This is a genomic window from Niallia sp. FSL R7-0271 (assembly GCF_038005785.1).
GTDB lineage: Bacteria > Bacillota > Bacilli > Bacillales > Cytobacillaceae > Niallia.
Genome location: NZ_JBBOTZ010000001.1, coordinates 2,104,887 through 2,129,404 on the forward strand (window position 1 = coordinate 2,104,887; position 24,518 = coordinate 2,129,404).

23 protein-coding genes are annotated in these 24,518 nt (G+C 36.9%); 8 read left to right on the top strand and 15 right to left on the bottom strand.

Annotated elements, in window-relative coordinates:
- Positions 1–103: 103 nt before the first annotated feature.
- On the bottom strand, positions 104–1,747 hold the full coding sequence (locus tag MKX82_RS10755) for a copper resistance protein CopC (protein ID WP_341077056.1): 1,644 nt from the start codon (positions 1,745–1,747) through the stop codon (positions 104–106).
- A gap of 249 nt (positions 1,748–1,996) precedes the next feature.
- Here MKX82_RS10755 and MKX82_RS10760 point away from each other — a divergent pair, with 249 nt between their 5' ends.
- Together MKX82_RS10760 and MKX82_RS10765 are read left to right on the top strand one after the other, a co-directional pair.
- Positions 1,997–2,164 carry a hypothetical protein gene (locus MKX82_RS10760; RefSeq protein WP_233313715.1) on the top strand — a complete coding sequence of 56 codons (168 nt, stop codon included), beginning with the start codon at positions 1,997–1,999 and terminating at the stop codon, positions 2,162–2,164.
- Positions 2,165–2,392: 228 nt separating this feature from the next.
- On the top strand, positions 2,393–3,370 hold the full coding sequence (locus MKX82_RS10765; protein WP_233313714.1) for a cation diffusion facilitator family transporter: 978 nt from the start codon (positions 2,393–2,395) through the stop codon (positions 3,368–3,370).
- 26 nt (positions 3,371–3,396) lie between these two features.
- On the opposite strand, the gene MKX82_RS10770 is transcribed toward MKX82_RS10765, so the two are convergent.
- From MKX82_RS10770 to MKX82_RS10780, 3 genes are all read right to left on the bottom strand, one after another.
- Positions 3,397–3,810, bottom strand: coding sequence for a hypothetical protein (locus tag MKX82_RS10770; protein WP_233313713.1), 414 nt, complete (start codon positions 3,808–3,810; stop codon positions 3,397–3,399).
- 85 nt (positions 3,811–3,895) lie between these two features.
- Positions 3,896–4,900: an LLM class flavin-dependent oxidoreductase gene (locus MKX82_RS10775; protein WP_237941500.1), complete on the bottom strand. Its 1,005-nt coding sequence runs from the start codon at positions 4,898–4,900 to the stop codon at positions 3,896–3,898.
- 79 nt (positions 4,901–4,979) lie between these two features.
- Positions 4,980–6,107: a metallophosphoesterase gene (locus tag MKX82_RS10780; protein WP_233313711.1), complete on the bottom strand. Its 1,128-nt coding sequence runs from the start codon at positions 6,105–6,107 to the stop codon at positions 4,980–4,982.
- A 244-nt stretch (positions 6,108–6,351) separates the two neighbouring features.
- Here MKX82_RS10780 and MKX82_RS10785 point away from each other — a divergent pair, with 244 nt between their 5' ends.
- Together MKX82_RS10785 and MKX82_RS10790 are read left to right on the top strand one after the other, a co-directional pair.
- Complete coding sequence (locus MKX82_RS10785; protein ID WP_237941501.1) at positions 6,352–7,311, top strand: MerR family transcriptional regulator; 960 nt, start codon at positions 6,352–6,354, stop codon at positions 7,309–7,311.
- 112 nt (positions 7,312–7,423) lie between these two features.
- Positions 7,424–8,215 carry an HAD family hydrolase gene (locus tag MKX82_RS10790; RefSeq protein WP_341077066.1) on the top strand — a complete coding sequence of 264 codons (792 nt, stop codon included), beginning with the start codon at positions 7,424–7,426 and terminating at the stop codon, positions 8,213–8,215.
- A 42-nt stretch (positions 8,216–8,257) separates the two neighbouring features.
- On the opposite strand, the gene MKX82_RS10795 is transcribed toward MKX82_RS10790, so the two are convergent.
- Both MKX82_RS10795 and MKX82_RS10800 read right to left on the bottom strand, forming a co-directional pair.
- Positions 8,258–8,692 (bottom strand): hypothetical protein, encoded by a 435-nt coding sequence (locus MKX82_RS10795; RefSeq protein WP_233313708.1) that lies wholly within the window; start codon positions 8,690–8,692, stop codon positions 8,258–8,260.
- Positions 8,693–8,909: 217 nt separating this feature from the next.
- Complete coding sequence (locus MKX82_RS10800) at positions 8,910–9,686, bottom strand: CAP domain-containing protein (RefSeq protein WP_341077070.1); 777 nt, start codon at positions 9,684–9,686, stop codon at positions 8,910–8,912.
- Between the two features lie 175 nt (positions 9,687–9,861).
- On the opposite strand from MKX82_RS10800, the gene MKX82_RS10805 reads away from it, so the two are divergent.
- Positions 9,862–10,182 (top strand): thioredoxin family protein, encoded by a 321-nt coding sequence (locus tag MKX82_RS10805; RefSeq protein ID WP_233313706.1) that lies wholly within the window; start codon positions 9,862–9,864, stop codon positions 10,180–10,182.
- A 240-nt stretch (positions 10,183–10,422) separates the two neighbouring features.
- Positions 10,423–11,202 (top strand): alpha/beta fold hydrolase, encoded by a 780-nt coding sequence (locus tag MKX82_RS10810; protein ID WP_341077075.1) that lies wholly within the window; start codon positions 10,423–10,425, stop codon positions 11,200–11,202.
- Positions 11,203–11,256: 54 nt separating this feature from the next.
- On the opposite strand, the gene ppc is transcribed toward MKX82_RS10810, so the two are convergent.
- Complete coding sequence (gene ppc / locus MKX82_RS10815) at positions 11,257–14,016, bottom strand: phosphoenolpyruvate carboxylase (protein ID WP_237941503.1); 2,760 nt, start codon at positions 14,014–14,016, stop codon at positions 11,257–11,259.
- A gap of 413 nt (positions 14,017–14,429) precedes the next feature.
- Between ppc and MKX82_RS10820 the strand changes: the two genes are divergently transcribed.
- On the top strand, positions 14,430–14,999 hold the full coding sequence (locus MKX82_RS10820; RefSeq protein WP_233313703.1) for a thioredoxin family protein: 570 nt from the start codon (positions 14,430–14,432) through the stop codon (positions 14,997–14,999).
- 25 nt (positions 15,000–15,024) lie between these two features.
- Here MKX82_RS10820 and MKX82_RS10825 read toward each other — a convergent pair whose 3' ends face one another.
- From MKX82_RS10825 to MKX82_RS10860, 8 genes are all read right to left on the bottom strand, one after another.
- Positions 15,025–15,324 carry an iron-sulfur cluster assembly accessory protein gene (locus tag MKX82_RS10825; RefSeq protein WP_233313702.1) on the bottom strand — a complete coding sequence of 100 codons (300 nt, stop codon included), beginning with the start codon at positions 15,322–15,324 and terminating at the stop codon, positions 15,025–15,027.
- Positions 15,325–15,451: 127 nt separating this feature from the next.
- Positions 15,452–15,832 (bottom strand): hypothetical protein, encoded by a 381-nt coding sequence (locus MKX82_RS10830; RefSeq protein WP_233313701.1) that lies wholly within the window; start codon positions 15,830–15,832, stop codon positions 15,452–15,454.
- 213 nt (positions 15,833–16,045) lie between these two features.
- On the bottom strand, positions 16,046–17,872 hold the full coding sequence (locus MKX82_RS10835) for a glycoside hydrolase family 2 protein (protein ID WP_341077084.1): 1,827 nt from the start codon (positions 17,870–17,872) through the stop codon (positions 16,046–16,048).
- A gap of 8 nt (positions 17,873–17,880) precedes the next feature.
- Entirely contained in the window at positions 17,881–19,629 is a 1,749-nt protein-coding gene (locus MKX82_RS10840; RefSeq protein WP_341077086.1) for a glycoside hydrolase family 2 protein, read from the bottom strand.
- Complete coding sequence (locus MKX82_RS10845) at positions 19,629–20,066, bottom strand: hypothetical protein (protein ID WP_233313698.1); 438 nt, start codon at positions 20,064–20,066, stop codon at positions 19,629–19,631. The genes MKX82_RS10840 and MKX82_RS10845 overlap by 1 nt, the downstream gene beginning before the upstream one ends.
- Entirely contained in the window at positions 20,066–20,911 is an 846-nt protein-coding gene (locus tag MKX82_RS10850) for a carbohydrate ABC transporter permease (protein ID WP_233313697.1), read from the bottom strand. Before MKX82_RS10850 ends, MKX82_RS10845 begins: the two co-directional genes overlap by 1 nt.
- Positions 20,912–20,929: 18 nt before the next feature.
- On the bottom strand, positions 20,930–21,853 hold the full coding sequence (locus MKX82_RS10855) for a carbohydrate ABC transporter permease (RefSeq protein WP_233313696.1): 924 nt from the start codon (positions 21,851–21,853) through the stop codon (positions 20,930–20,932).
- Between the two features lie 127 nt (positions 21,854–21,980).
- Entirely contained in the window at positions 21,981–23,249 is a 1,269-nt protein-coding gene (locus tag MKX82_RS10860; protein WP_233313695.1) for an extracellular solute-binding protein, read from the bottom strand.
- 216 nt (positions 23,250–23,465) lie between these two features.
- Between MKX82_RS10860 and MKX82_RS10865 the strand changes: the two genes are divergently transcribed.
- On the top strand, positions 23,466–24,401 hold the full coding sequence (locus MKX82_RS10865; RefSeq protein WP_233313694.1) for an ArsR/SmtB family transcription factor: 936 nt from the start codon (positions 23,466–23,468) through the stop codon (positions 24,399–24,401).
- Positions 24,402–24,518: the final 117 nt, after the last annotated feature.

The following is a 24,518-nucleotide window of genomic DNA, read 5'->3' on the forward strand; positions in this document are numbered from 1 at the left end:
AAACATACGTTTCTCTTTCGACAGAAACTCTGCAAAAGCGACTTAACATGAGAATTCTGTCATTTCTTGCGCTTTCCCAAGAAATAATTATTTCTCTATCAAGCTATCTAACATTAAATTCAAACGGAATGTCATAGCTGTCCAAGTTTTTAAACAACAGATGAACGGTCACTTCCCATTTCCCAGGTTTATTGAGCTGAAGATTATTAGATGTGTATTTCCCGTCTTCGGCCTTTTCAAGAGCGAAGGAAGTTTCCTGGTCTCCCTGCTTTAATTCGATTGTAATCTGTTCAGGATCCTCTAACGGATCTCTGTCATTATCAAATAGAGTTACTTCATACTGATTTTGGATTCCTGTTTTCTTTGGGGAGACAGTCAGACTCAAGTTCTCATTATAATCGATTTCTGCTTCTCCATAAAAAGGTTGATCAATCGGCAGTGTCGGTGTTTGCAATTGTGTAAAGACGCTTGTGATAACAAGCAGGAGCACACCAAGGACCATTTCTATTATGATTGTCTTTTTATAAAATTTCTGGCGGGAAAGCAAGGTTCTGCTGACAAGATGATAAGCCCCGAATCCGATCATTAATACAAAAATGCCAATTTTCACTAGCAAGGTGATCCCGTATGTCGTGCTTACTAGTGAATGAAAATCTGGGATGAGCAAGGAGCCGTTAACAGCCCCTGAAATAGCAAGAACTGCTACTGTGAACAAGGCCCACAGAGAATAGGACTGAAGTGTATTCCAGTACACATCATGCTGCTGCCCTTCTTTTGCAAAAATCCCTTCCTTCAAGAGAAAGATGGTGACGATAATCCCACCAAGCCAAATCGAAGCTGCTGTAAGATGGAAAAAGTCCATCAGAATCGCGACAGTTTCATATGGAGAACTCGATGGGTGTCCAATAAAAGCTTTGCAGACAACAATTCCTATAAAACTGATTAACGGCAAAATCCATAGCCTTCTTTTTAATAACTCGCCTTTTTTAAACACATAGATTACAGCAAGCAGCAGCACTATGTACAGAAGCATTTGAATAGCCCAAATAGTTCCTTCTTTTGTGCTTTTCAGTGTCTCAATCAGCAAGGACGGACTCCATGCCCGGAAGAAGGATACACCTGCATTTACTTGTGTCTGAATGATAATAAAGGACAGTAAGCTAATTCCAATCAGAGTCAAAGCAGCTGCAGCAACTCGTTTTGATCTGATTCTGACCTTTTGTTCAAGTGCATCAGGTCTGAACCAAACAAGATAAAATAGAACAAGTCCCATAAAGACAGACAATCCAGTGTATAAAAATACTTTATTAATCGAAACACTCACCATACTGCTTGTATCTGCTGTATATTGCTGTTTTGGAAGCTCAACACCTTCAGGCAGCTCACCGATACTGAATGGAACGAGCCCGGAGATGGAATGTCCATCTGCCGATACGACACGCCATTCCATTGTATAGACATCATCTTTTAAATTTTCCTGTAAATCTACAGACAAGGTTTTATTGTTTACTTCCACATTTCCTTTATCGACTTTTTCACCAGCTGAATTCGTAACATTAAACACAGCAAAACCCGACTGTATTTTTTCATTGTATTCAATAGAAGCTTTCTTCGGTGCCTCGTCCAAGCTTTCATTTTCACTTGGATTTGAATTGACGATATAGGCATGTGCAGAAGCATTTGACACATTTATCATAAACAGAAGCATAAATGCTAGAAATACTCCAGAAAAATATTTAATTCTCATATTAGTCCCTACACTCCCTTTTAAATTGAAACGGCCTAACTTGTGCAGTTTTGCACTTAACCCCTATTATTATATAGTTTGCTAAACGTTGCGACAAACAAAAAGCAGCTAAATTTTTAAACAGCCTGTGTCAAACGGTAGTCTAAAATGACATATCATGCGGTTTCCAAGGAAATAAAATAAACTTGCCTTGTTTAAATAAAATAAAAGGGGCAATAATGTAGATAATCTACTGAAGGAGGCAAGTTAATGGAAGTGACAATGAGTCTTGATGAAGTAATCACTGCAATTCAAGGTTTGCGTTCTAACGGAGAGCAATTGAACAAAAAGAAAATAAAAACAAGCCATCCAGATTTAATGAGGCATGCCCTTCATTATTTTCCTGATTGGAATGCTGCAGTAGAAAAAGCGATCTAATGTGCTGTTCCATCCTTTTTGTTTCATGTTCTTGTAGAGAAGCATAATATAACTTTCAAGAATTAACTTACATAATATTACAGTCTGTCGTCTTATTAGGCAGACTTCTTTTTAGTTTACATCCCATAACTAATGGATTGCATTGTATGTAGATTATTGGGAATCATGTATTTATAAAACAACTGCAGCTGTATACTGTTTTGGAACAATCAAGGAGAGGGTTAAAAAATGAAAGATTTTATTGGGTTGCTAAGGAACGGAAATAAATCGGCACTTTACGCAACAGTCATTAATACAGTGATTGCTGCTATTAAGGGGACAGCTTTCGGCCTGACAGGAAACGTTGCTATGTTTGCAGAAACCATGCATTCACTCGGAGATGCAGCAAACCAATTTTTTGTGTTTATCGGTTCCGCCTTAAGCAAAAAAGCACCGACCAAACGCTTTCCAGGAGGTTTCGGCAGATTGGTCAATCTCGTGTTGTTATTTGCCGTCCTGATTGTAGGCATCATGAGCTATGAAACCATTCGTGAAGGAATTGATCATCTTTTCCATCCAACAGAATCAACGGGTTTTTATCTCAACATTTCCGTACTTGCTCTAGCTGTTGTACTTGAGTTCTTTGTGTTAATGAAAGCTATGAAAGAAATAGTCGCCGAAGAAGGACTCTCTTCTAGAGGTTTAAGGCTATTTAAAGACAGCTTTCTATATTTAAAAAAAGCAAAACCAGCAACAAAACTCGTGTTTTTAGAAGATTTAGTAGCAACAGGCGGCGGTCTACTTGCGATGGCTGCTGTTATTATCGCACAAATCACTCCATTCTATCAGGCAGAAGGGCTTGCCTCTATCATTATCGGGATTTTCATGTTTTTTGTAGTTGGCCGAGTATTTCTTGATAACGCAGCTGGGGCAATTGGCGAAAGTGATGCTGAAATGGAAGGCAGAATCGGCATTATTGCAATGGCTGATCCAGATGTGCGTGACATTCAAGGTGTTTCTGTTTATAAAGAAGGCGAGAATTTTCATGTGGAGCTAAGCATTGAGCTCGATAGCAAATTAACCGTTGAACAAGCTGATTTAATCCGACACCGGATTGAAGATCAGATTATTAAAGAAAAAGGGGTATCAGACGTCATTATTGAGTACGATAAAGATGATGGCATTCTAAAATGGAAAGAACCTGACAATGAACAAAAAACTACATAAAAAAGAGGAAGGAACTCCTTCCTCTTTTACTTATCCTCTTTTACGGCCTCTTCAAATGGAGCGTAAAAAATCCCTTTCGGAGCTAATATATCCGTTTCTGTTTCCTCTTCTTGACCATTCACAGTATAAGTTCCTGCTGGAAAATAGTCATAAAAGCCAGATTCAATATGAAGCTGCACATAATATTCATCAAGCTCTTTCATTAATGCAATAAACTGGTCATTATCGAGCACCTCACCGAACTCATCAAGCTCGAAGTTCTCTTTAATCGCATCGAGGAGTTCTTCGTGGGAGTCCACTGTCACAAATAGATCAACGTCACAGCATTCCATACACAGCAAGACCTCTTCCCCTTCAATTTCTTTAAAAGAGTCACTAACTATATCTTTTAATATTTGATTAATTTTATCAGCATTTTTTAGAACCATTGTCGTTTTCAAAAAAAAACCTCCATGTATAGCACATGTAAGAAAGATAAATCATATCCGGGTATATAGTCAAGCAATAACCTAAAGACAGCAAATGCTACATGACAATTTCCTTCAATAGCCGGAAGGATTCTAGTCTTTCTTGATGATCAAACACGGCCGTATTGACGATAATTTCGTTTGCTTGTGTTTCATTTAGAAATGCCTCAAGCTTTTGGGCAACCGTTTCTTGAGTCCCTATAATAGAGGATTTTAATTGCTGCTGAACGACATTTCTTTCATAAGGACTCCAAACTTCATCCATGTTATCAACTGGCGGCTTCAGCTGTGTCGGTCTGCCTCTGATTAAGCTTAAAAATTGCTGCTGAGAGGAGGTAGATAAATATTTTGCTCTCTCTTCCGTTTCTGAAATGATCACATTCGCTCCAACCATGACATAAGGTTTTTCTAAGTCTTTCGATGGTCTGAAATGTTGGTGGTATATTTGTAGTGCAGGAATGGTATAATCTGGTGAAAAATGGCTTGCAAAAGCAAAAGGCAAACCTAGTTCCCCTGCCAATTTTGCACTGAATCCGCTTGAGCCGAGGAGCCAAATCGGAATATTCAATCCCTCACCAGGAATCGCCCGTACAGGCAGGCCTGTCTGTTCGTAAGGCTTTAAATAGTTCCTTAAATCCTCTAACATTTCCGGAAAATCACTGCCATCACCTTTCCCGCCTCGACGTAATGCATTTGCTGTTAGCTGGTCACTCCCTGGTGCACGTCCAAGCCCTAAATCAATTCTGTTTGGATATAATGATTCTAATGTCCCAAACTGCTCGGCAATTACTAGTGGTGCATGGTTTGGCAGCATGATGCCTCCGCTTCCAACGCGAATTTTGCTGGTGCCTCCAGCAAGATATCCGATCAAGACAGATGTGGCACTGCTGGCAATACCTGGCATACTGTGATGCTCGGCAACCCAATATCTGTTATATCCCCAATTTTCTGCATGCTGAGCCAAGTCTAAAGAGTTTCGAAAGGCATCGGCTGCTGTATTGCCTTCTGTTATCGGCGATAAATCAAGGACAGAAAATTTAGCATCTTTTAATGTTTTCATCATCGTTTCTGACCTCCTTTTACGTTCTATTTCACTATAGTATGTTTGCCTACCGAGAAGCAATTTTCCTGCTTACAGTATCTTACTTTAAGGTTTTAACATACTCCAATGTTTCTTGATGGTAAGGCTCCATTAAATATTCAATTGGCTGATACGGTGAAACAACGGGTACCTTTTTGCCGTTTATGATGCGAATAATCGGCTTCGCCTGTGATTTCGATGCTGCAATTTTCCAAACGCTGTCCCGTTTTTCCAATGATAAATCAATAATGCCTAAATGATTTCCCCAAAAACCAGCTTGCACCGCTGGCTTTTTATTAATCGTTCCAGCTTGGTGATTAATACCCTCTATATTTTTTTCGCCCTTTTTCGGAAACAGACTGTGAGAATGCCCGTACAACAAAACATCAATTCCTTCTACCTTGCTGACATCCACCACATTATTGCCTCGTTTATCCTTTAAGGCATCATCTGATTGAAGACCTGCATGAACAAGGGCAATGATAATATCAGCTCCCGCTTTTTTCATTATTGGTACAATCTCTGCAGCTGTTTCGCTCATATTCTTAATGATGAGATTATCTTTGAAGTATTCCTTGTCCCATTCGGCTGCAATGGGCGTAAGTAAGCCTATGACACCAACATTGATTGTTTCGACTGTTCCAGCCTCTGTCTTGATGGGATATGGCATGATTGTATAAGGATTAAAAAAATGCAGGTCATCCTCTGCCATTTGATTATGATCGTCAATATAAATATTCGCATTCACTACTGGGAAATCAGCACCTGAAACAGTCTTTAATAAAAAATCCAGTCCATAGTTAAACTCATGGTTTCCCACTGTTGCTGCGTCATACTGTAATAAATTCATTGTTTTGTAAGCAGGGTGAATGTCTGTAACAGGAAGAAATGGACTTTTGGCGATAAAGTCTGCTAAAGCATTTCCTTTTATCATATCGCCAACATCAAATAACAAGGTATTTTCGTTTTGTGACCTGATTTTTTGAATAAGAGAAGCTGTTCTGCTTAAACCATACTCAATTGTCCTGTTATTATTTTTATAATCATAATCTAGAATATTTGCATGGATGTCGGTTGTTTGTAGTATTTTCAATTTAGCTTTAATTGGATTATGTAGTTCCTCTGCCTCTGAATGGTGAAATGGCAATAGCATGAACACCAGAGTCAAAAGAATAAATCGTCTTCTCACAGGCTGACCACCTCGGATGCTCCCATTTTAAGGGTATTTCCCTTATTCTTCTCCAAAACGCCCAAAACTACCCATACACTTTTAAGAGCAGGTTTGAAGCTTGCTGAAATATGTCTACTATTAAGAGGTTTTGATAGCTTTTGTCTTCTTGCAGGAAATTAGCACTGCACTATGTAATTGGTAAGCATAGCCATTTATAAATTTATCTTTTTTTCTATTCAACCTACCTTAAGGAGTGTATAATATGAACATTTATTCTATTCATGAAGCATCTCAAAAGCTGACGACAAGTCCGAAAACATTAAAGCAATGGGAAAATAAATTTAAAGAGCTGCTAGTTATTCCTCGTACAAAAAACGGAGCACGTTTTTATACAGACAAAGAGCTTTCCCTACTGCTGGAAGTAAAGAATCTTTATGCTGAAAAGCGAAATACGACAGAAGTTAAAAAAACACTAAGTATGATTCTTCAGCCTAAGGAAGCAAAGCAAGAACAAGACGTGGCGACTAAAGAAATGACACCACCTGTCTTAGAAGAAGCTGCTGCTAATGAGATTCAAATCATTCATAATGATGATTTAATAACGAAAATAGACAGAAATACAGAGGATGATAATCAGCTTCAAGTATTGCTCTCGTCTTTAGAAACATATAAACAGGATTTTCTTCATGAAGTGAAGCAAGAAATACGCAACGGCATTAAACAAGAGGTGCTTGAAACAATCTCAACAGAAATACAAGCAGGCAAAACAGAAACGATTGAAAAACTGTCAAGTGCACTTGCTGACCACAAGGATGCTGCCAAAGAAGAGATGGAGCATATCGCAGAAATCGTACATACAAGCACACAAAAAACAACGGACGACTATGAATCCATTAAAACTAATATTAGAAAGCTGTCGCAAATTTCAAAAGCAGAAAGAAAAACCTATTCAAAGCAATGGACAGCAGCAACTACCTCTACTAAAGAAATTAAAGCAATGATGGATCATCTGTCTAAATCAAACAGTGAAATCAACAAAACGGTAGAGCAGCTTCATAAAAATGATCGGATGCTGATGGAGGCTATCCAAGTAGAGCGTGAGCAAATGTCTAAGGATATTAAAGACAGAGAAAAAAGCTTTCAGGAGCTTGTCCAGTCATTCAGACAAACGGCTGTAGCCGAACCTCCTAAAAAAACATGGTGGAAAATTTGGCATAAATAATGTTCTCTGTAACTTTAAGATCAGGAGCCCTCCTGGTCTTTTTCTATTTCTTGCCTTTATGTTAGAATGTTCTCATATGAGCATTTTCTAAAATTGACAACTGGAGGACATAATGGCAAATTTCCAAGCATTATTTCTAGATATTGATGGCACTATTCTGCAGCCTGATGACACGATGCAAGAGTCAACTAAAACCGCAGTCAAACTGATGAAGGAAAAAGGACTTGAAATATTCTTGGCAACAGGCAGACCGCTTCATGAAATAGCAGATATAGGAGAAATATTAAAAATTAATTCTTTCATCGGCTATAATGGCGCTTTAGCTATTTACGACGGGCAAGACATTGTGAAAAGCCCAATGGATCCAAATTTAGTGGACTTATACATAAAAATCGCTGCTGAAAAAAACAATGAGCTTGTGCTTTACACAAGCAGCCATAATCTCCTCTCTAATCCAGACAGTGAAGTAACAAAGCAATTCTGCAAGAAATTCCATTTAAGAAGCAATAAGCAGTACACGGAAGATGAAAAAGCAAATATATTAGGCATTACGGTCATGAACTTGAACGAAGAGGATATTCATCTGTATGAAGGTTTTCCTGAGATTCATTTATCCCAAGTGAATATCGAAGGTTTTCGCCACTCCTATGATGTAATCAGTGACCAAGTAAATAAAGGAATGGCCATTAGTACCGTATTAAAAAGGCTGAATATCGATGCGAAGAATGCGATTGCTTTTGGTGATGGCATGAACGATAAAGAAATGCTGTCTGTTGTTGGCGAAGGCTTTGCCATGGGTAATGCTCATGAAAAGCTGTTTGCTTATGCAAAACATACCACTACCTCTGTAAGTGATTCTGGTATTTATAATGGCTTAAAAACGCTTGGTCTCATAGAAGAATAAGCAAAAAAGAGCGATACCCGAAATACAAGGTATCGCTCTTTTTTAGTCAACTTGCTCTGTTTCCGTTTCATTTTCAGCCATTACATTCGTTACCTTTTTATCGTAATAGCTTTCATTCATTTTATAGGAAAGTTCAAATGCAGGAGATGCTGCATTTTCTGTTTTAATCCAATAGAATCCTTCATTATGCGCAATTGAATCAAGTTCAAGCATAACGGTAAGTTCAACTGTAATTAAATTTTTGGTTTTCGTGATGGCTACTGATGGATTCGACGTTCTAGAAGGCTTATTCATCATTTTTTTGGCAAATAACACGGAAAAATACAATTCATTTCCGCTCTTGCTCTTCTTGTTCATTTTCAGCAAAAAGGAATCTCCCAAATCTACTAGCTTTTCCTTATCCATATCCGAAACGGACATGTTTAGTTTTATGTATTTGTTCTCTACTGGTGCAATATTTATTTTCGTAGCAGCCATTTGTATCCTCCTCTTTACAATCAACTGACACATTGCCATTTTACACATACTTTTTATTATATTACACTTAGGCAACATTTATGACAAAAAATTATCGTCACGTCATATTTTTATACTATAGTATAGCTGACAGTATTAATTCAAGTGGAAGATATCAAAAATATTGATTATAAAGGACATCTCCCAATGAAGATGTCCCTTTTTTAATTCATTGCACTTATTTTTTTACAAACATTTGAACCCATTCATGACCAGTTTCTTCAAAACCTACACCTATATGACTGAAATCTTTGCTGAGAATATTAGCACGGTGTCCCTCACTGTTCATCCATGCGTTAACGACTTCTTCTGGTGTTCTTTGTCCTTGGGCAATGTTTTCACCAGCTGACTTATACTTGATGCCAAAATCTCTCATCATGTCGAATGGTGATCCATATGTCGGACTTGTATGAGAAAAATAGCCTTTTTCATTCATATCTTGTGCTTTTACATTGGCTACATCATTTAATTCCGGATACGCTGTTAGCGCAGATAGTCCAGCTTTTTGTCTTTCTTTATTTGTTAAGCTAATAACAGCGTCCACGTATTCACTAGAGCCTTTATTTTCACCGGCAATTTCAGCTGCCTTTTTAGCTGACGGTTGTGCTGGTGCAGGCTGGGCAGGCGCTGATTGTGATTGTTGGATGTTATTTGTAGTCGGATTTTGAGTCTTTTGATTCGCAGTTGCATTATTTGTATTAGCATTTGTGTTTCCATTTGCATTTCCATTCGGCACGGCACCGCGATTCACTATTCTGAACTCATATTTCGCATCCTGAATCTTAATCGGTTGTGTATGTGGATAACGGTTGCTGTTTGTGTCCGTTTTCAGGTTCGAAATCTGGCCTGTTTCGTTAATATTGTTGGTAGTATCCATATCATCAGGGTCTGGACTACAAGCTGCAAGCATACCTACAGCCATACTCATTGTTAAAACTGTTTTTAATGTATTCATTAGCATTGGAATTCTCCTTTCTTTTTATTTTTAGTTTCTCAATTTACAGGAGAAATACAGATGGTATTTTTGTGTAAATAATTTCGGTTCTGCAAACAGGAAATATTTAATATTTAGTGTATAATGGCGTTAGTAGCTTTTGTGGCTAGTATAAAATATTGCTAAGAGGTGTATCATGAAACAAATCAGTACAACAGAGGAATTCAACGAGATTATCAATAATGGCGAAACAAATATTGTTAAATTTTTCACGACTTGGTGCCCTGACTGCACAAGAATGGATATGTTCATTGGGGAGATCATCGAGGAAAATGCAGACAAAAAATGGTTCAGCCTCAATAAGGACGAACTGCCTGAACTAGCAGAAAAGTATGATGTTATGGGTATTCCAAGTCTGCTTGTCTTCAAAGACGGTGAAAAAATCGGCCATTTGCACAGCGCTAACGCAAAAACACCAGAGCAAGTGGAAGAGTTTTTAGCTCCATTTAAAAAATAAGTTAAATTAAGAAACAGCAAAGTGCAAACGAGTTTGCTACTAAATAACAGCATAATTGGAGACACACATTCAAACAGTGATTGGTGTCTCCTTTTTGTTGTCTTTTAAACTTTAGCCAATTATAAAAGAAAAGAATTGATTTTTTTTTCTAAAATATAGTTAATAATGATGGAACTGTTTTTCAACGAGGCAACACCGTTTACTTAATAGGATTAAACAGAAAAAAGTGAGGTGAGCTTTTTGTGTTTACGTTACCAAGAGTATGGGGATAAGAACGCTTCATTGATGGTATTTTTGCACGGAGGTGGAGTAAGTAGCTGGATGTGGGATAAACAAACTCCATATTTCAGTCATTATCATTGCCTGACAATTGACTTGCCAGAACATGGGGAGAACGATTGTGAGTTGAATTTTTCCATTCAAACAAGTGCAGAAAAAATAAATGACTTGATAGAAAAAATCGCGAATGGTAAAAAAATAATCGTGATTGGATTTTCCCTAGGTGCACAGGTAACGATACAAATGTTAAGTATGAAACCTAATTTAATTCATTATGCGGTCATAAACAGTGCATTAGTAAGACCTAATTCTTTTGTTAAAAGGATGATTAAACCTACGATAAAATTAACCTTTCCTTTAGTTAGAAATCAATCTTTTGCAAAGCTTCAAGCGAAAGCACTTTACATTGATAAAGAGTACTTTGCAACCTATTATAAGGAAATTTCTCAAATGAAATCAGATGCTCTTGTTAGAATATTAGAAGAAAATATGTCATTTGAAATCACTGAAAATTTCAAAAAAGCAAAGAGCAAAATATTAGTTTCTGTTGGTGAAAGAGAAAAGGCAGTAATGAAAAAATCAGCAACAGATATAGTATTAAATAATTCAAATTGTACTGGGATCATTATCCGAGACGTCGGTCACGGAGTATCCCTGTTATATCCTACTTTCTTTAATCAAATGATTGAAAAATGGATACAGGAGGATGCTTTGCCGCAAGACGTAATACCAATAAAGTAACAGCTTTGATATACACAAAAAAACGCTCAGAAAAATCTGAGCGTTTTTATTATGTCAGCCTGTATTACGCAAGCCAGCAGCAATTCCATTGATTGTAAGCAGCACTTGATTCAGCAGCTCTGGATCTGGTGTTTCTTGATCACGCAGCTGTTTAATTAGCTCTACTTGGAAGAAATTCAGTGGGTCTACATACGGGTTTCTTCTATAGACAGATTCCTGAATCGTTGGTGTATGATCCAACAGCTCTTCCTCTCCAGAAATTTCAAGCAAAATGGCTTTTGTCTTATTATATTCTTCTTTAATGTTTTCATAAATTCTTGTGCCAATTGACTCATCTTCAACAAGTGATGAATATTCTCTTGCTGTTGTTAAGTCTGCTTTCATTAATGCCATTTGCAAATTATCGATTGTGGAACGGAAGAATGGCCATTTTTGGTACATTTCTTTTAAGATACCGATGTTGCTTGTGTTTCTATCTGCGAATTCATGAAGACCAGTTCCCGCTGCATACCATGCCGGCAATAGCTGGCGGCTTTGCGTCCAAGCAAATACCCATGGAATGGCGCGTAAATCTTCAAATGTTTGCTTGCTTTTTCGACTCATCGGTCTTGACCCTATTTTCAAGTTGCCAATCTCATTCAAAGGTGTTGCTTCTTTAAAATATGTCATAAAATCATCATCAAAGAACACTAATGACTGATATTTTTTCAACGAGATCGCAGAAATGTCTTCCATCGCTGTTTCCCATTTGTCTTTTTCCGTTTGATCTAGCTCATTATTAGAGATATGCGCAAAAGCTTTCAGCAAGGTCGAAATAGCTTGCTCGAGACTGCGGAAGGCAATGTCTTCCAACAAGTAGCGAGAAGATAATACTTCCCCTTGTTCTGTAATTTTCACACCATCTCCAAGTGTCTCAGCCGGCTGGGACAAGATACTCTTGTTCAGCGGACCGCCACCCCTGCCGAGAGAACCACCGCGACCATGGAAGAACTTAAGGCCGATTTTATATCTGCTTGCCATTTCATGAATTTCTCTTTGGGCTTTATACAGCTTCCAGTTGGCAGTCAATGTTCCGCCGTCTTTACTTCCGTCAGAATAACCAAGCATAATTTCCTGCTGGTTCTCATGCTGGATTAAATGATTTTTGTAAACAGGCAGTTCAAACAGTGTTTGCATAATATCAGGACCTGCCACTAAATCATCGATTGTTTCAAGAAGCGGTGCCACATTTAAATGGCTTTCCACTGTACCATCTGCATGAAGACGGTAGATTCCTGCTTCTTTTGCAAGAACGAGCACTTCAAGCAAATCGCTGGCAGATTGAGTCATACTGATAAGATAGACTGTGATTGACCGCTTGCCGAATTTTTTGTGAGCATTGCGAATCATCTGGAAAGTTTTAATCATTTCCTGTGTTTGTGCAGAATAATCCTCATTTAATAACAAAATCGGTCTCGGGTCCTTCAAAACAGACTCAAGGATATTCATTTTGCTCTCTTCATCAAGGCTGCTGTAATCCTCGGCAATTCCTACTTTTTTCAGAATTTCCGAAATAGCTGCTTCATGCTCACCACTGTGATTGCGAATATCTAATGTCGCAAGGTGGAAGCCGAATAAACGCACTTGGCGAATTAATTTCTGTAAGTCTTTTTGTTCATGATCCTTCGGCTGGTGGATCACAAAGCTGTCCTGAATTAAGATTAAATCTTTCAGCAGTTCTTCAGAGTCAGTGTAGCCTTTCTCTGATTTCCCAGTAGCTTTCAGTCGCTCAATAATGACTGCAAACTTTCTGCGATATACTTCTGTTTCAACAGCCCATTTAGTGTCTTCATCTAAGTACAGCTGTTCCTCTTCCACGATTGATTGAATCAGCTTCGAGCTTACTTTGATTCTGTTCGTAGAATGGCTGAATCTTTTCATTAACTCAATGACTGCATCTGTATATTTTTTAAGAACAAGCTTATTTTGCTTATGAAGTGTTTGCCATGTCACTTCTGGAGTTACGTTTGGATTTCCATCTCGGTCTCCGCCGATCCATGAACCGAATGTCAGGAAGTTCGGCACATTCCAGTTGTACGTAGGATAATTCTCATGAAGAGCATCCTGTACTTCTTGATGAATCTCTGGCAATACATCAAACAATGTCTGATCGAAATAATATAAACCATTTCGAACCTCATCCATTACTGTCGGTCTCGTTAAACGGAGCTCATCTGTTTGCCACATAATCGTAATTTCCTCAAACAGCTCCTGATCAATTTGCTTACGCTCTTTTCTTGTAAGCATTGGATTATCAAGCTGTTTCAGAAGGTTTGCGATTCTCTTCTGAATTTCAAGAATAGACCGCTTTGTCGACTCCGTCGGATGCGCTGTAATAATCAGCTCCAATGATAAAGTATCAAGGACATTTTGAATAGCATCCTCAGTAAGGTTTTTACTCTTAAATGCCTGAATGGCACTTTCAATTGATGCAGGCTGAACAAGATTATTTTCCTGCAGCTGATATTCTCTTCTTCTTCTGATACGGTGATTAAGCTCTGCCACGTTCACTAAGTGGAAGTATTTAGAGAATGCACGGATAACCTGCCTTCTCATCGGTCTTTCTAAGTTTTCCATTTCTTTTTTCAGTTCTTGATATGTACCATCATTATAATTGTTGCGCAGTTCCTTCGCTAATTTACGGATTGTTTCGACTTTTTGCAAAAGTTCTTGCCCGCCATGATGCACAAGCACTTCACCAAGTATGATTCCTAGTCGCTTAACATCCCTGCGTAAGGATGAACTGCTTTCGTTAACTTTTAGTCTTGTTGTCATTAGATTACCATCCCTTAATCTAAATAATATTTATCGATTCGATATCTTAATCCTATCACTATTCTTTCAAAAATTCATTAAGAATTCGCAAGTATTAATAGATAGAAAAGATTAGTTTAATAAAATTAATCTAATTTTTGTATAGATCACACGGAAAATGGGAATAATTTCTTAGTTAACCGTTTTCAAACTTCACCATTTTTTGTATTATACCTTTCATTACATTATTTGCACATCAATTTGTCTTATACCAATAATTCTTGTTCGGGGAGTGTTTTTCCTTCTTTAAAGGAATCTTTTTCATTAGTAACTAAGTTTCTTACAGATGCAATGCTAATAATTACTATCTTGGTCTTATTTTTAGTAAAATTAACTTATGCTCAGCCAATATAATTAGAACAGGAAGTGTTAAATTGAGTAATCTTAAAGTTTGGTTTGATAAAGGAATGTCTTCTCATCAGTACATATCCAGCATGGAGGTGAATAAAGAGAATCTTTTAAAGGTTTATAATGAATTCTCTGTACCAGCACAAGATATGAAAAATCTGCAGGGTCTGCAATCAAAAGGAATGAAGGCTATAATTCTTAGTGCAGATTGGTGCGGGGATGCCATGGTCAATGTGCCTATCTTTTTGCGCTTAGCTAATGAAGCGTTAATCGAGACAAGATTTTTAATCAGAGATGATAATCTGGAATTAATGGATCAATTTTTGACAAATGGAACTGCACGCTCGATTCCAATTATCATCTTCCTCGATGAAAATGATGAGTTAATCGGCAGATGGGGACCTAGAGCAGAAATTATTCAAAAAGAAGTGGATGTCCTGAAAAAAGACGTGCCTGCTAAAGACTCTCCAGACTATGACGCTGCTTTTAAAGCATTCATAAAGGAAATGGTTCAGCAATTTATCAACAATCGTGAGTGGTGGACAATCATTAAAGATGACCTGATTCAAAGCCTATCATCCTTAGATAAGAAATAAAAAAACGGGGTTCTCCCCCGTTTTTTTAATGACTATGCATTTCTTTGTTAGGATTGTAAATAACAAAACCTGGCTCTGGCATATGGAAATATTGAATCCAGATACCGTCTAAGAACTCACTGTCTCGTGTATCTAAAAGGACCGCAACTTCTTTATCTGATTCTACCACTTCATCATTTTCTGTCTGCTTGTCCAGCTTAAGATCATAATGAGCATGGTTTCCATGATGTTCTGTTATGTATACACGCAGCATTTCACCTTCATCCGCTTTGCTCAGCATTTGTTTCATGACTTTCGCTGCATGTCTGTTTACTTTAACTTTCATTGTATTGCCTCCATCTTTCGAATGTTTTGTACGCCTCTATTGTAGTCCTCTAAACAGCTGTTTGCAAACAATCGGTACTGACATATAAAAAAACAGCCTGGCATACTGCCAGACCATTTTCTGTCTATTATGATAATGCACCGATTTCGGTCATTTCCTTTATCTTAGCCAAGTCTTTAGCATATAGCTCAAAACTTTCTTTATCCATTTTATCCAATGATTCATTTACCTTAAACTGAAGATAGTTGCGTTTTAATTCCATATCGATAATGGAAACGATTTTTTCTTCGTTAATGAAATCCTCCAGCTCCTGGACAAACATATATACAGTATAATCATTGATCATTACAAGCATCAGCCAACCTAGAGAATCAACGTATTTCTTCTCATCTGTAACAGTAATAATATCCCCTTTATGTAAATCAATAAAAAATGTATGGTCAGGTCTAGGACAAGTACATTCTACCATATATTGAAACGGCTTAGTTACCAAGAATTGATTTTGCATATAATTACACCTTCCTAGCTCTTTTTTATTATCTGTTTTTTTGGTTATTCTCATTGTAAATGAAAATGATTATCAGTGTCAATTTATTTAAACAAAAAAATTCTCCTTTTAAAAAGGCGACAAAGAATTAGCAGTGAAGATATAAAAAACCTGAGTCTGATTTATAATCAAACTCAGGAGGTAGTCAAGATAATGGATAGATAACTAAGCTAATCAATCTTTTCGCTGTTTTAATACTACAGGAAGTCTATTTGGGTAAAATTGATTATTAATTTCTCTTAAAATAGAAAGATCACATTTAGGTTTGCGGTTATACGTAAGTATCCCATTTATTTCTTGTTCCACATCTGTTAACTGTGTATAACAGTAACCCCATAACCCTTTCGATTGGTAGATAGCCTCCATAATGCGCCGATAATCCCGGATATATTCTTCTACCGTTTCAACCGAAGTATAGCCCCAGCCTTTTTGATCATCCACTTTAAAGCCTATTCCTCCAAACTCTGTCAGCATAATTGGTTCGCCTTGATGAGAATATCCATTTGCATAAACTTGCCACTTACCGTGTGCATATGATAATAGATTTTCAACAGAAGAGAGTGCTTCTTTAAAATAACGATACTTATCCTTTTCATCATGATTTCCATGATTATAATTGTGAATAGCACATATATCTGTAGTAGTAGCTTCCCAGCCATCATTAGAGATGACAAGCCTCGTACCATCAATAGCATGCAGCATATGATACATTGTTTTGGAGAATTGTTGCTGCTTTTTGTCAGCGTGAATATTAGGAACTCCCCAACTTTCATTTAACGGAACCCAGGTGACAATGGACGGGTGATTATAATCTCGTTCTACAATTTCCACCCATTCCTTCATAAGCCTCGTAGCCGCTTTTTCTGTATACACAGGAGCAGAAGCACACTCACCCCATACTAAGAACCCTAAAGTATCCGCATAATATAAGAACAAGGGATCTTCTGTTTTTTGGTGCTTACGACAACCATTAAATCCTATCTCTTTCGCTAATTCAATATCTCTTTTAAAATCACTTGCTGAAGGTGCTGTCAATAATCCTTCTGGCCAATAACCTTGGTCCAGGACTAACTTTTGATAGTATGGCTTATTATTTAAAAACACCATCCCATTTTCACTATGTACTTTTCTATATCCGAAATAAGATTTTATAGTATCAAGTACGTGACCAGCATCATTAACCAATTCTATTTTTACATCAAAAAGGTTTGGATTTTCAGGTGTCCACGCAAAACCTGCATCATGGAAATTGGATCGAAATATTTTATTCTGCATGATATCAATTGCTCTTTTCACATTATGACTGTTTAACTTAATCTGATCCTCTGCAATCATGATATCTTTATAACTAATAGTGTAGTTTAAGAATCTATTTTCTTCTATTAAGTTCGTAAAATCACTGATAAGAAGATCTATCGATACCATGCCATGATCAAAATCAGAGGTGAACTTTACACTTTCAATATGTTCTTTATCAAGCTGCTCTATCCAGACTGTTTGCCAAATACCAGTAGAATTGGTGTACCAAATCCCCCTCGATTCCTTTTCCCAAAACTGTTTCCCACGAGGAATGGTTTCATCATCAAATGGATCATGCACAAAAACCGTGATTGTTTGTTTTCCCTTAACTAGCTTATCTGATATGTTAAAATGAAAGGACGTATGTCCCCCTTCGTGCTCTCCAACAAATTGCCCGTTCACATAAACTTTACAATAGTAATCCACTGCACCAAAGTGTAATAACGTCTCCTTATCATGTGGATGATTTAGTTCTATTTCTTTTTTATACCATATATATTCGTGAATTGTGCGGTCATTTATGCCGCTTAACTCCGATTGATAAACAAAAGGAACGTTTATTTCTCTAGTTAGTTTCTCCTGATTAGCATACTTTTCTTTCCAGCCTTCGTTCTTATCATCAAACTCGAATTGCCATTTGCCGTTTAAATTTATCCATTCAGATCGTACAAATTGAGGTCTTGGATACTCTGCTCTACTCATATTGCCTCCTACGGTTTCAGTCTTCTTGTATTTACTTCGCTTACTCTGCTGACAGATACTTTTGGCTTTCGATCAATAGTAAGCAGCCCATTTAGTTCCTGTTGTACATCTGTGAGCTGTGTATAACAATAGCCAACCACATAGTCTAAATCCTGAATCGCATAATGAATTTCTTCAAATCGTTTGAAAAACGCTTCCTCATCCTTCACTTGATTCCCATAACCCCAGCCTTCTTCTGTTTGGAAAGCAATCCCGCCAAATTCAGAAATAATGATCGGCTGACCTTTATAGGCATAATTTTCAGCAAACGGATAGAAATCTTTGTTGAATTGCATCTTATTTGATAAAACATGTTCTTTATTTTCATAGCGTTTCGTAAATGCTTTGCCGAATTCTTCATAATCATGAAGCGTAATAATATCAGAAATGGTATGCTCCCAGCCGTCGTTCGTTATCACAGGGCGCATTTGATCATAAGTTTTCGTCATATAATAAATACTTTCGGTAAATGCTTGTTGTTTCCTATTTACATGAATATCGTGAACTCCCCAAGATTCATTGAAAGGAACCCATGTAATAACACTAGGATGATTGTAGTTTTGCTTCACAATTTCCATCCATTCTTGTGAAAAGTTCTTAACTGCTACATCATTAAATGCATATGTAGAGCCCACTTCTACCCATACTAGCAACCCATATTTATCTGCTAAATATAAAAAGCGAGAATCCTCTACCTTTTGATGTTTTCTAACTCCGTTATATCCAAGCTCTAACACTTTTTGTATGTCTTCCTCTAAAGCTTCTGTACTCGGCGGAGTCATATCAGAATCCTGCCAGTAGCCTTGATCTAGAATAAGGCGTTGATATAATTCTCTATTATTAAGCAGTATCTTATTTCCTTCTATTGATATCTTTCTCATGCCAAAATAAGAATGCACTGTATCAAGTAATTCGTTGCCTTTATATAAATGAAGCTGAAGATCATACAAATGAGGGTTCTCTGGACTCCAAGGTTTCATGGTCCAAGGATCTTTTCTTTCCAGCACACTTCCCTGCAGTGAAGCAGAACCATCTATTATATTTGCAGTAAAAGAATTAATAAACCTTCCATCAAAAAGAATCTTTGCTTCTACACGATATCCATCTGATTCAATCGGAAGATTTTTTGTATCTATTTCAATCTGAATTTCTTGTTCATCAAATAAAGGAGTGATTTTTGCATGCTCTATATAAATAGGAGAAACATATTCAAGCCAAACTGATTTCCATATCCCTGTTGTTTGTACATACCAGCATCCAAAGTTCTCCTCTCGCCACCTCTGCTTTCCTCTTGGCTGAGAACAGTCCTTTGAATCATACACTTTAACACTCAATTTATTTTCACCGATATGAACTTTCCCCTGTAAATTTACTGAAAATGCATGATAACCGCCTTGATGCTGTGCAGCAAGCTTACCATTTACATATATAAACGCCTCATAGTCTACTCCTTCAAAATGAAGAATAGGGTGTTTCTCTAAATCCTTTATATTAAATGTTCTTTCATACCAAACTATTTCATGATGTTCTGTTTGATGAATGCCACTTGCCTTTGTTTCATAAGTGAAAGGCACTTCAATCACCGTTCCCTTAGGAAACTTTTCATACCACTTATTTTTTTCACCTTCTTTCTCATCGTCAAAGGCGAAATCCCATTTGCCATCTAAGGAAAACCATTCCTCTCTTCTAAACTGAGGATTAGGATGTAATTCATTCATTAGTTTATACCTCCAATATGTTGATTACTTTTCATCATTAACTTCTTGATAGACTTGTTTTTAGCCAACAGTATCATCCCAGCAGACATGTATAAGACAACACTGATGATATCCATAATGATGTAGCTCATAGCTCCACATACTAAAAACCACACTGCCACTTTTACATGAACTTGATCATCTTTAATATATTTTTTTGCACAGACCAAGTTAAACATGCCGACTCCGATAAGAATGGATCCAAATATTGCGATAAATATATAGATACTTCCAACAACTGATTCCAATGCTTTCATATAAGCAAAGCTCGTGTTTTCAATTAGATTTGCACCTTCTACTTTTTTCAAAGTTCCATACACTAAGATCGTAAATAAACCATCAATTATCTGCCAAATCCCAGCTATTCTCACTAAGTTTCTTTCCAATCTTCTGTTCATTAACCTTTCACTCCAGCAGATAGAGACATAGAATCTAAGAAATACTTTTGAGCAAATAAGTAAAGAATGAAGGTTGGAACAATCGCAACAATCGCTCCTGCCATTAATAAAGTAGGCTGCGCCTGATACATCCCTTGAAGCAATTGAAGCCCTGGTGTAATCGGCATTTTTTCCACATCATTAAACACGATTGATGGCCATAAAAAATCATTCCAAGAACCAGTAAAAGAGAATAAGGAAACGACTAACAGCACTGGTTTAATTAAAGGGAGAATTACCCTTGATAATATTTGAAAATCATTCGCACCATCCATTCTTGCTGCTTCATCAAACTCTGTTGGTATATTATTCATAAATTGTCTCACTAGGAAAATATTAAAAACGCCAGCAGCTCCAGGAACAATCATGGCGATTGGAGAATTAACCCACCCTAATAGATCAATAATTTTATAAAGGGGAATTAAATTTACTACTGCCGGAAACATCATCGTTGCCATTAAAAACGCAAACAATCCATGCTTTCCTCTAAAATTTAATCTACTAAAAGCAAAGGCAGAAAGTGTAACAACAAGTAATACTAATAAAGTGTGAGAAATGGAGATAAATAAGGAATTCGTAAACCAGCGCACTAACGGCGTACTTGCATTATCTACTAAAAGAGAGGTGTAATTGGATAGCACCCATTCGATTGGTAGAAATTTAAACCCAACAGATTGTAGTTCAATTTCCGATTTAAAAGAAGTTACGATTCCCCATACTAAAGGTATAACCCAAATAACTGACATCGCGAGCAAAAAGACAAATGCAATGATTTTTGGAAATGGATTAACTCTCTTTCCACTCATTTCAAACCCTCCTTCACTTTAATTCTTCCTTTCTCTTAAGAAAAAGAACTGCAAGGATGCAACAACCATTATGCACACGCCTAGAATAACTGCCATTGCTGATGAAATTCCTGCGATAGATTGGCCTGAACCAAATGCATTTTGCTGAATATCCATTAAGAGAACCCTTGTCGAGTCAGTAGGCCCTCCACCTGTAAGCATTAGCGGCTGTCCATATACATTAAAGTGTGCAATAGTAGTAATTACTACGGTATAAAGAATTTGTCCTCTTATACTAGGAAGTGTGATTTTAATGAATTTCTGAAATGGTGATGCTCCATCAATATCTGCAGCTTCATATAAATCTTTAGCAATGCCATTTAATGCTGCTTGATAAATAATCATATTGCCGCCGATAGACCACCAAACAGTTAAAATTACTAATGCAATCCATGCATAGGGTTGTGTTCCTGTCCATACCGTTTCTAAATTCAGGATATTATTTATTGGGCCATATGTGACGTTGAACATTAAAGTCCAAATAATCACGACCGCAGAAATCGCGAATAAAGATGGTAAATAAAAAAGTGATTGAAAGAACTTCCATAAAGCAGGTTTAGTATTTAAAGCTGCTGCAAGGCATAATGGCACAAGGATACAAAACGGTACAACAAAAAGCACGAATAAAAACGTATTCTTCAAGCCTGTATGTAGCTGTTCATAAAAGATAGAATCAGATTGCAGTAATATTTCCTTATAATTATCAAGGCCAATAAACGTAGGGGAACTTATTAAATCCCATTCTGTAAAAGATATATAGATACCAAAGAAAACAGGAATCAAGAAAAAGACAGCAAATATTAGCAAATGAGGTGTTAAGAAAATCCATGGTGTAACAGACACTTTTTTGGACCTCTTATTTTTGACTTGCTTCACTTGTTTTGTAGCAGGAACAGTTTCCATCGCTCCACTCCCCCTTTTTTTCTATGTTTGAATAGAAAAAACATACTAAACTCGCAAAATATCAATGGTTAAAGCTTACCTTCTGCTGTATACAAAAGGTAAGCTTCTACCTTCTATTTTCTCCAAATCATTTATTCGATTTATCTTTTTCAACCTTCGCAGATACTTCTTTTTGCATTTGCGTAAGCGCTTTATCAACATCCAGCTTTCCAAAAACTACATCGCCTGCTTGAGCATCAAGCGCTTCTGAAACATAGCCATTGTACTTATAATCAAAAATTTTCAAAGTTGCTTGTTGCTCTGGTGTAGATAAGAAAAATGCTTGCGGCATCTGTTTATACTCTTCCTCTTCTAACAGTGATAACGTGGCAGGATTTTGCCCGGACTTCGCCCATTCCATTGAATTGTCTCTAACCCAATTTAAGAACTCCATGACACCTTTTGCTTTTTCATCACTGCGTGATTCATCTTTAAACATGACAAATTGATGGGAGGAAGACCAGTTAACTGTTTTTGACAAGTCATCAGATACCTGCGGTGCATTAGTTAGTCCCCAATTTATCTTGCTTTGCTTCACTTGGTTTTGCATCCAAATTCCTTCAGGCAAAAAGACTACTTTTCCTGTTAAAAACATTTGCGTAGGATCTTCCCCATCCTTTGTTGTATATCCTGTCTTCACTAATTCCTTCCACAAGTTAAACGTATCTTGAGCTGCTTGATTATCTAACGTCGGTTGTATGCCATCCTCTGTTAGAACCCCACCGTTTTGTGCATACAGGGATAAAAAGTTCGGCTTTAACCAAGAGACACCGATAGATGCAATCTTATCTTTTTTTGAAACTTCGCCTACTTGCTCTATTTCAGCAAATGTCACAATATTGTCGTCTAACGCTGTCGGCAAATACTTATTCACTAGGTCTTTATTGTAATAAAGTCCAAACGTATGTATATCTAGCGGTATACTATATCGTTCAGATTCGATTTCTCCAATATTCCAAGCTTCTTGCACATAATTTTCTGCTTTAATCTCTGGGTAATCTGTTAATAAATCATTATAAGAGGTTAACATATCATTGTCTTTAAACTGCTTAATACGCTCTGCATGAACAATTGTTAAATCAGGTATATTCTTTTCGGAGTTCACAATAGTTGGAATTTTTGTATACATATCTGTTTCTTTAAGAGAGATATTCTTAATCTTATACTCTGGATTTGTCTTGTTGTATTCATCTACCATTGCTTGCATGTTTTTCCCATCAGGCCCTGTAAACGGATTCCAAAAGGTGATTTCATTTTTAGCGCTACTACTTGCACCTGAACTACTACAACCTGCCATAAGTCCAATTGCTAAACCTAACACACCTAAAAGCTTCCACCGTTTTTTTGAAGTACCCATCCGATTTCCTCCCCATTTGATTAATTTATATATTTAACCAAATAGTTAAATACATAAATACATTCGTCTTACATTTTTAATTTAACAACAAAAGAAAGCGTTGTCAACGTTATTTTATCAGGTGTTATAGAGTTTTCTGTTGAGGTTAAACATGTGTAATGTTACAATAAAAGTACAAGCAACTATTTAATCTTTTGGTTAAGGAGATGAGCATTTATGCAAATTCAGGTTTCTAAAGATTACTTCCATGTTTATCAAGCTCTTGCTAGTGAAACGCGCATCGAGATTATCGAACTATTAGCGGTTAACCAAGCTAATATTTCAGATTTAGCTAAACAATTAAATATAAGTCCAGCTATCGTTACACGCCATGTGCAGAAGCTAGAAGAAGCTGGGATTGTAAAATCAATTAGAACTGCTGGTAAGTCAGGGTTACAAAAAATAGTGGAGCTCGCAGTAGATAATATTGACATACATTTTCCTAAGAAAATATTTAAAGAATATTCCCTGCATTTAACCGATTTAAAGATTGGCCATTATACGGATTTCCAAGCAAAACCAACATGTGGAATTGCATCAGAAACGGAAATAATCGGCAAGCCAGATGACCCTAAATATTTTATGGATACAAAAAGGGTTGATACACAGCTCCTATGGTTGTCAGAAGGATTTGTAGAATATAAAATCCCAAATCTCCTAGGTCCTAACCAAATACCAGAAATGGTAGAAATCAGCATGGAATTAGCTTCCGAATTCCCTTTATCTAACAATGTTTGGCCAAGTGATATTACTTTTTATTTAAACGGTGTAAAACTTGGTACTTATACAGTCCCAGGAAACTTTTCAGATGTGCGAGGTCGATATACCCCAAGTTGGTGGAATGATAAATTCAGTCAGTATGGCCTGCTGAAAACAATTCGCATCAATAAAATCGATACAGGTATTGATGGAGAGGCTTTATCTAGTGTAACTATCGATGACATCCAATTAGATCAATCACCATTTTTAACACTTAAAGTTGCAGTCGAACAAGATTCAGAAAAAGTAGGAGGGCTCACTCTTTTCGGGGAGCACTTCGGAAACCATAAGCAAAATATTCGAGTGGGAATCTATTATTTAGAAAAAGAAGTACAAACTTTAAAAATCCCTTAAGCGTAAATGTGTAGACTGTTTTAATAAGAGGTCTAATCCTTAGTAAGGAGAAAGAATGATTTTTAGAGGCGTGTCACAGTGATGTTACACTTTTAAAACTGCCTTGAAACAAAAAAA